At 52.7% G+C, this 7,042-nt stretch carries 1 protein-coding gene; it reads right to left on the bottom strand.

What is annotated here, in order from left to right; genetic code table 11:
- Positions 1–668: 668 nt before the first annotated feature.
- Positions 669–7,042, bottom strand: a 6,374-nt coding sequence (locus RTK32_RS00990; protein WP_312041670.1) for a GH36-type glycosyl hydrolase domain-containing protein, incomplete at its 5' end; no start/stop codon positions are given.

Raw genomic sequence — 7,042 nt, 5'->3', positions numbered from 1 at the left:
AGGTGGCTTAGTCAGTCGGCGTGGTAAAGCGCAGTAAACCAGTGTGTAAAACTGTCGTTTATGCATGGTAAATAAATCAATTCAGGTATGAGTAATCCCATTGGCCGCAATATGGCCTTTTTACTTTTGACCACTATATGTTTGCAATTGTGATAGTAAATATATGGGCCCTGTGGAGTTGATGGCAGCACAATCTGAAATTACGTGAAGATGATAAACGCAACCCGTACATTTTTTTGTCAAAGCCTCACAACTGACTAATTTCAAATTACCCATCACGAAGTTTGCCGAGATAGGCGTAGTACATGTCTGCCCCCTCGCCGGTTTTTTACCTGTCGGTTTTATATTAAGTTACCGCTTACGCTTGAAGCTCACTCTTAAGTAACTAATATAGATAGTGTTGTGCCATAGGTGAGCGCTCCTACCGCTCAGTGACAGGAGGATGTCTGACGGGATTGCTAGGCGTCTTCCTCACAACATCGAAAACTATATAACAGCACAATACGCTACCTCCGCGTTTTGTACCTGCCCTCCTCCTCGGAAGGCAGGTATTTTTTTTCTTGCCATTAGAGGGGTAGCAACTTCTGCTTTTGCCTGCAGTCACCAACTAAAGTTGTATTGTGTCTTGCATACGCATTGTTGCTGCTTTATGGCACCGTCTCTTCTTCTTATCGCTGAATAATATCAACCCTGTGATTGTGTGCGTCAGCCACTAAAAGAATATTGTCGTCAGGCAACTGGATGCCATCCAGTGTCACCTGATACTCATTTTCGCCACGGGAAACAGTGATGCGATACTGACTCTGCCCGTGTTGATAGGTCATGCTAAACGAAGGCCATTCATCGGGTAACAGCGCATGGATGATAAGCGTATCGCCGTGACGTTTTATTCCGAGCAACTCTTCAGTTACCAGACGATAGGCCCAGCCCGCGGAACCGGTGTACCAGCTCCACCCAGCCCGCCCGGTATGGGGGGGGACGCTGTACACATCCGCACTCATGACATAAGGTTCAGCCTTGTACGTGTTAATGCCATCAGGCTGTAGCGTGTGGTTTATTGGGTTGATCATGGACCAAAGTCGCCAGGCTCGAGCTTTATCCCCCATACGTGCAAACGCCATGACAGCCCAGATTGCACCATGCGTGTACTGCCCCCCGTTCTCCCTTACGCCCGGCAGATAACCCTTTATGTAACCCGGGTCAGGCCCGTGGCCATCAAACGGGGGTGTTAACAGTTTGATTAGGCCCGCATCTTTATCTACCAGATAACTGTCCATCGACCGCATTGCCTGAGCACTACGTGCAGGATCAGCTGCACCGGACAAGACGGACCAGCTTTGGGCAATTGCATCAATACAGCACTCCTGTGACCCTCGTGATCCCAGCGGCGCACCATCGTCAAAATAGCCGCGCAGGTACCACTCACCATCCCAGGCCGAAGATTCGAGGTTTTTTTGCAAGCGCAGCGCTTCTGAATGGCATAATGCCGCCACGTCCGCGTCCTGTCGCTGTTCAGCCAGCGCCGCAAAGCGCTGTAAAATATCGTAGAGAAAAAAGCCGAGCCAGACGCTTTCGCCTTTGCCTTCGATTCCAACCAGATTCATACCATCATTCCAGTCGCCAGCCCCCATAAGCGGCAGACCATGCTGGCCAAAGAGCAATCCCCGTTCAACGGCTTTTACGCAGTGCTGCCACAACGTCTCTTCGATGTGGCTTATAACCGGAGTATCGTAAACAGATTCTTCGCCGGGCTTGAGCGGACGGCCTTCGAGATAGGGAATGTGCTGTTCCAGCACGCTGATATCACCCGTTATATCTACATAGTGACAAACCGCGAGCGGGAGCCACAGGTAGTCATCTGAACAGCGGGTGCGCACACCATTGCCGTGCGGAGGATGCCACCAGTGCTGAACATCCCCTTCTGTAAACTGCCGTGAGGCACAGAGCACGATCTGGCTGCGCAATCGCTCCGGTGCAACGTGGCTTAGCGCCAGCGTATCCTGCAGCTGGTCACGGAAACCAAATGCACCGCCGGACTGGTAATATCCGCTGCGCGCCATAATGCGGCAGGCTATTGTCTGGTAGAGCAACCAGCCGTTCACCAGCAAGTCAACGCTGCTATCGGGTGTCTGAACCACAACTTTATCAAGAATTTTGTGCCAGAAATGATGAACCTGGTCCAGCGACTGGCGTGCGTTATCCTCATTCAGAAAATGGGCAAGCGTCTCCTGAGCCTGCACAAGGTTGCCTGCCACGCCGAGGACAAAAACAAAGGTTTTCTGATCACCATCGATAATGGTCGCTGTCGACTGTAGCGCGGCACAGGGATCAAATCCGGCCCCTGTCTGGCCCGAGAGTCTGCGCATTTTCATGGCGGCCGGCGCGTGTAGTGAGCCATTGCGCCCCACAAACTCACGACGGTTACCGGTTACCGTACTCAGAGGATCATTTACGGCGAAAAAAGCGGTGCGTTCACTGCCGTCAGAACCATAAAAGTTATTTGCCATTACTGCACTACCGCAAGGCAGGGGGTGCGAATGCGTAATGATATGCGCGGCAGAGTGTGCACGCGTTGCCCCGAGTGTCCACTCCACGTAGCCAGTGACCGCTAATTTACGCGTGCGGCCCGAATGGTTGCTGAGCTTCAGGATGGCAAGCTTAACCGGCGCCTGTTCGGCTACCAATATCGTCAGTTCACTGTCTACCCCGCTTTCACGGTGCGCGAAGACGCTATAACCAAAACCATGGCGGGTGAGATAGTCGCCTTGCCCGCGCGCGGGTAAGGTCATGGGTGACCAGTACACGCCGCTCTCTTCATCCCGCAGATAAAACGCTTCGCCGCATCGGTCACTCACTGGATCGTTTTCCCAGGGCGTTAAGCGGTATTCATGGGCATTTTCAAACCAGCTATAGCTCTGCCCGGCTTCAGAAATTACGCTGCCAAAATGTTCATTTGCCAGTACGTTTGACCAGGGCACTGGCGTCGGTTCATTTTCTCTTAAGAGAATCTGATACTCCCGGCCATCCTGAGAAAATCCGCCGTATCCATTGAAATGACGTAACGGGCCCGTATCCGGTATCCAGTCTGTATGGTGATTGTTACCTGTTGTTATCTCCGGCACAAAAGGCCTGCCGATTTTCTTTGTCGCGCCAGTACGCTGGTTAAGTTGTTCTTTAATACCGTCAGCGCGATCATCCAGACTCAGGCAGGCCACGCTCATCAGCAACAGCTTATCCTCAGCGCTGAGATGTTCACCGTTACGGACAAAAATCCCTCCGGGTTTATCCAGCAGGCTGGCTTCTGAACCCGCATTGATTAAATCCATAATCTGCGTCTGTAACACCTGCTGGTAGCCACCGGCACTGTTATTCAGAATCACGAGGTCCACCTCCAGCCCTTTCATTCGCCAGTATCGATGCGCCTGGATCAGTGTGGCAACGGAGGCGATTCTTTCCTCGCTGGTGAGACAAAGCAGAACAATCGGCAAATCACCTGAAATACCCCAGCCCCACAGGCCGGACTGACCACGCCGGTTACGACTGATAGCCTGTTGGTCACTGCGTAATTCCTGACCGGGATAGATTACTGCGCTGGCGAGGCGGTTAAATAAGGTTGCGTCCTCTTCACTGGCATTCATCTGCCGCAACACGACCAGACTGTGAGACCAGGCCAGTTCAAAAACGCGATTGGCGATAGGATGGTCGCGATATTTTTCCATTAATTCGAGGCTTTGCTGACGGTTTTCGCTGACACCATACACGATATCAATGATGACAGGCTGTCCGGGCTGGAGCCTGATCGCGTGAGATATCGACAGTATCGGATCCAGCACGGCCCCGAAGGTATTACTGAGTGGCCCGCCCGTGCTGACCGCCAGGGGATCAGCCGGATGTCTTCCACGGCCAAGAAATTTGGCCCTGTCGGTTTCAAACGATGTGTTCCCGGAACTTTCGCCATGTACCACCATCATATGAAACAGGTACGGACTTTGTTCATCCGGTGAGCGTGAACGTCGGTGGCACAGAATGGCATCCCGAGCGGGATCTGTCTCAGTCTGGATAAACAGGTTGCTGAATGCAGGATGAGCCTGATCGCTGGCGTCCGGTGCCAGCACCACTTCGGCATAGGTTGTCAGTTCCAACGTCCGCGGTGTACGACCATGATGCACCAGAGTGACACGACGTAGCTCGATGTCATCTTCCGGGGAAATGACAACCTGAGTTTTAACGCTAACCGATCCGAGCACGCGTGTGAATTCAGCGCCCGCATCGGTAAAAATGATTTCATCATTGCTGATATCCGCGTTGCCACCCATGGGTTGCCAGGTATTACTCCACACCTCGTCGGTCAGTGGATCGCGGATATAGCAGAATGTTCCCCAGTTATCACGGGTGGTGTCGCTGCGCCAGCGCGTGAGTGCGATGTTTTTCCAGCGGCTGTAACCGCCACCGCCGGTTGTTATCATCAGATGGTAATGCCCGTTGGAAAGTAACTGTATTTCCGGGGTCGGGGTGACCGCCTGAGTGAAAATGCGCGGTTCATAGCGTACCGGTTTAACCCTTCCTTCATGGGACTCAAAATGACGACGCGGACTATAGAGCTCGACTGCATCGGGTACGCGCTCCTGCAACAGCAGGCTGGCCGACCTGAAAGCAGGATTCAACATAAATCGTGTGGCCATTGGCGCATCAAACAGCAGATGCCCCAGCGCCTGGAAAGCCATACCCTGATGGTGCGCCATCCAGGACTGTACGACTGAAAAAAGCTGGCCGGATGCCAGCCGCGATGGCGTATAGTCCAGCGCTTCATAAAACCCATATTCGCCGCACGCGCCGTTCTTCTCCAGGGTGAACAGATTTTCACAGGCTTTCTGCGGAGCAACTAACAACGCCAGCAGGGTGGCATAAGGGGCAACAACCATATCGTCGGCGAGTCCGCGCCGGAGCCCCAGACCAGGTACGCCAAATGCCTGATACTGATAATTGTGCTGAACATCAAACGCATGATAGCCAGACTCGGAGACACCCCATGGCACACCACGCTCTTTGCCCCAGCCTATCTGCCGTATAACCGCGGATTTGCTCATTGTATCCAGCAGACTGCCGTGCCATGACGGCATCACCAGATTCGGCATCAGATATTCAAACATTGAACCGCTCCATGACATCAGAGCAGTTTCCCGATCCAGGGTGGTAAACAGGCGGCCGAGTGCATACCAGCTTTTAAGCGGCAGCTGATTCGTCGCTATTGCAACAAAACTGGTCAGGCGGATTTCAGAGGGCATGAGATCGTAGTGGCTTTTATCCAGCGTGGTGGTGTCGCAGTTGTAACCAACGCTCAGCATACTGGTAGCCGTATTGTACAGAAACGCAAAATCCATTCGTGCATGATCAGCCAGCCGTTGTTCCAGTTCGCTGATAATATACAGTCGTAATCTGACCTGGGTTATTAAGGCGGTCGGAAGAGGCACTCCATGAATGGTTTTCTCGCCAGCCAGCTCACTTAGCGCAGGCAATGATTGTGCATTATATGTTGTGGGTAACCACCCAAGCAATGTCGACCATTCATCGCAAAGCTGTTTCAGTTGAGTGACCAGATGCGCCGTCCACCGCTCAACAATCGTGCTCTCCAGGTGACTGCGTTGAGTCAGGTCGTGGCAATGCGACTGCATTTTTCTTAGTTTTCTGAGCAGCTGTCCGGCAGGTAATGATGCTGCACTTAAACAATCTATGCGCAGCAGTCGCAGACTGGCTGGCGCTTTATATCCCCAGTATTTCTCCAGAACACTTAAAGTGTCGCTCAGCCCCTCCACGATGAGCTGAGGATTAAATACCGGCTGATGGCGCATGGCAGACAATCCTTCACGCAGTGTCAGTAAATGCCCCGCCATATTGCCGCTGTCGACACTGGAAACATAACGCGGACTAAGCGGGGACAGCGTGCGGGTGTCATACCAGTTATATAAATGTCCCCGGTAGTGCTCCATCTTATCCAGCGAGTCCAGCGTCTGTGTGATGCGCTGCAATACAGTCCCGCCAGGGATATAGCCAAAATCCCAGGCCGTGAGGTTAGCCAGAAGGGAAAGTCCGATGTTGGTAGGAGAGGTTCGATGTGCAATCTTTGGCTCCGGGATTTCCTGATAATTGTCAGGAGGAAGCCAGTTTTCATTTGCCGTTGCGAATGTCTCAAAAAAAGCCCAGATTTCCCGGCTGGTCTGACGCAAAAGTTGTTTCTGCTCCGGAGTGGGCAGGAAAGCCTTACGCGCCGGCGTGCGGCTCAACCAGCTCAGCAACAGCGGCGCCATGCACCACGACAGGCCGATGATCAATGCTATGGTCAGCCATTTCGGTGCAAAAACCAGGGTAAGTAAGATAAGTGCCACACCACAAGCCACATTCAGATACATAGCCCGATAAAAACGGAAAACAGAAAAAGTGGACTTGAAGCTATCAGGAGTGTGACGGGACCACTCGGTCAGATTTCGCTGGCTAATACCAAGGCGCCAGAGCGTCACTGTGATTGCGTACAGCGAATAGCCCGCTTCATGGGGCAGTAAAACAAAATTAAGCCCAACACGGGAAACTCGTTTCATCGCTCCGGCAGTGACGAGCATCAGTTGCTGCCTCAAAGTACGACGAAGCGGCTTATTGATAAGATCAAGTATGATACATAACGCGGCAGGCAGCAGCCAGATGAGGGTCAGTACACCTGACCAGTACCACGGATTGGGCACCCACAGCAGCGTACTGAATAGCAGCACCAGTAGAGAGGGTGCGACCAGGCTGCGGCGCAGATTATCAAATAGCTTCCACCGCGACAGCGCGGACAACGGATTTTTATCCTTTGTGCCATCCGCTTTTCTGACACGGAGCTTAAGCCAGTTAAGCAGTTGCCAGTCGCCACGGATCCAGCGCGTACGGCGTGCAACATCGGACAAATAGTTATTCGGATACTGCTCGTAGAGTAAGACCTCGCTCAGCAGTCCGGAACGGGCATAACATCCTTCAAGCAGATCGTGACTGAGAACCAGATTTTCGGGGC

The organism is Erwinia sp., assembly GCF_031978025.1.
GTDB lineage: Bacteria > Pseudomonadota > Gammaproteobacteria > Enterobacterales > Enterobacteriaceae > Erwinia.
The sequence above is the reverse complement of the archived record's forward strand: the minus strand, read 5'-3'. Positions and strand labels throughout refer to the sequence as shown.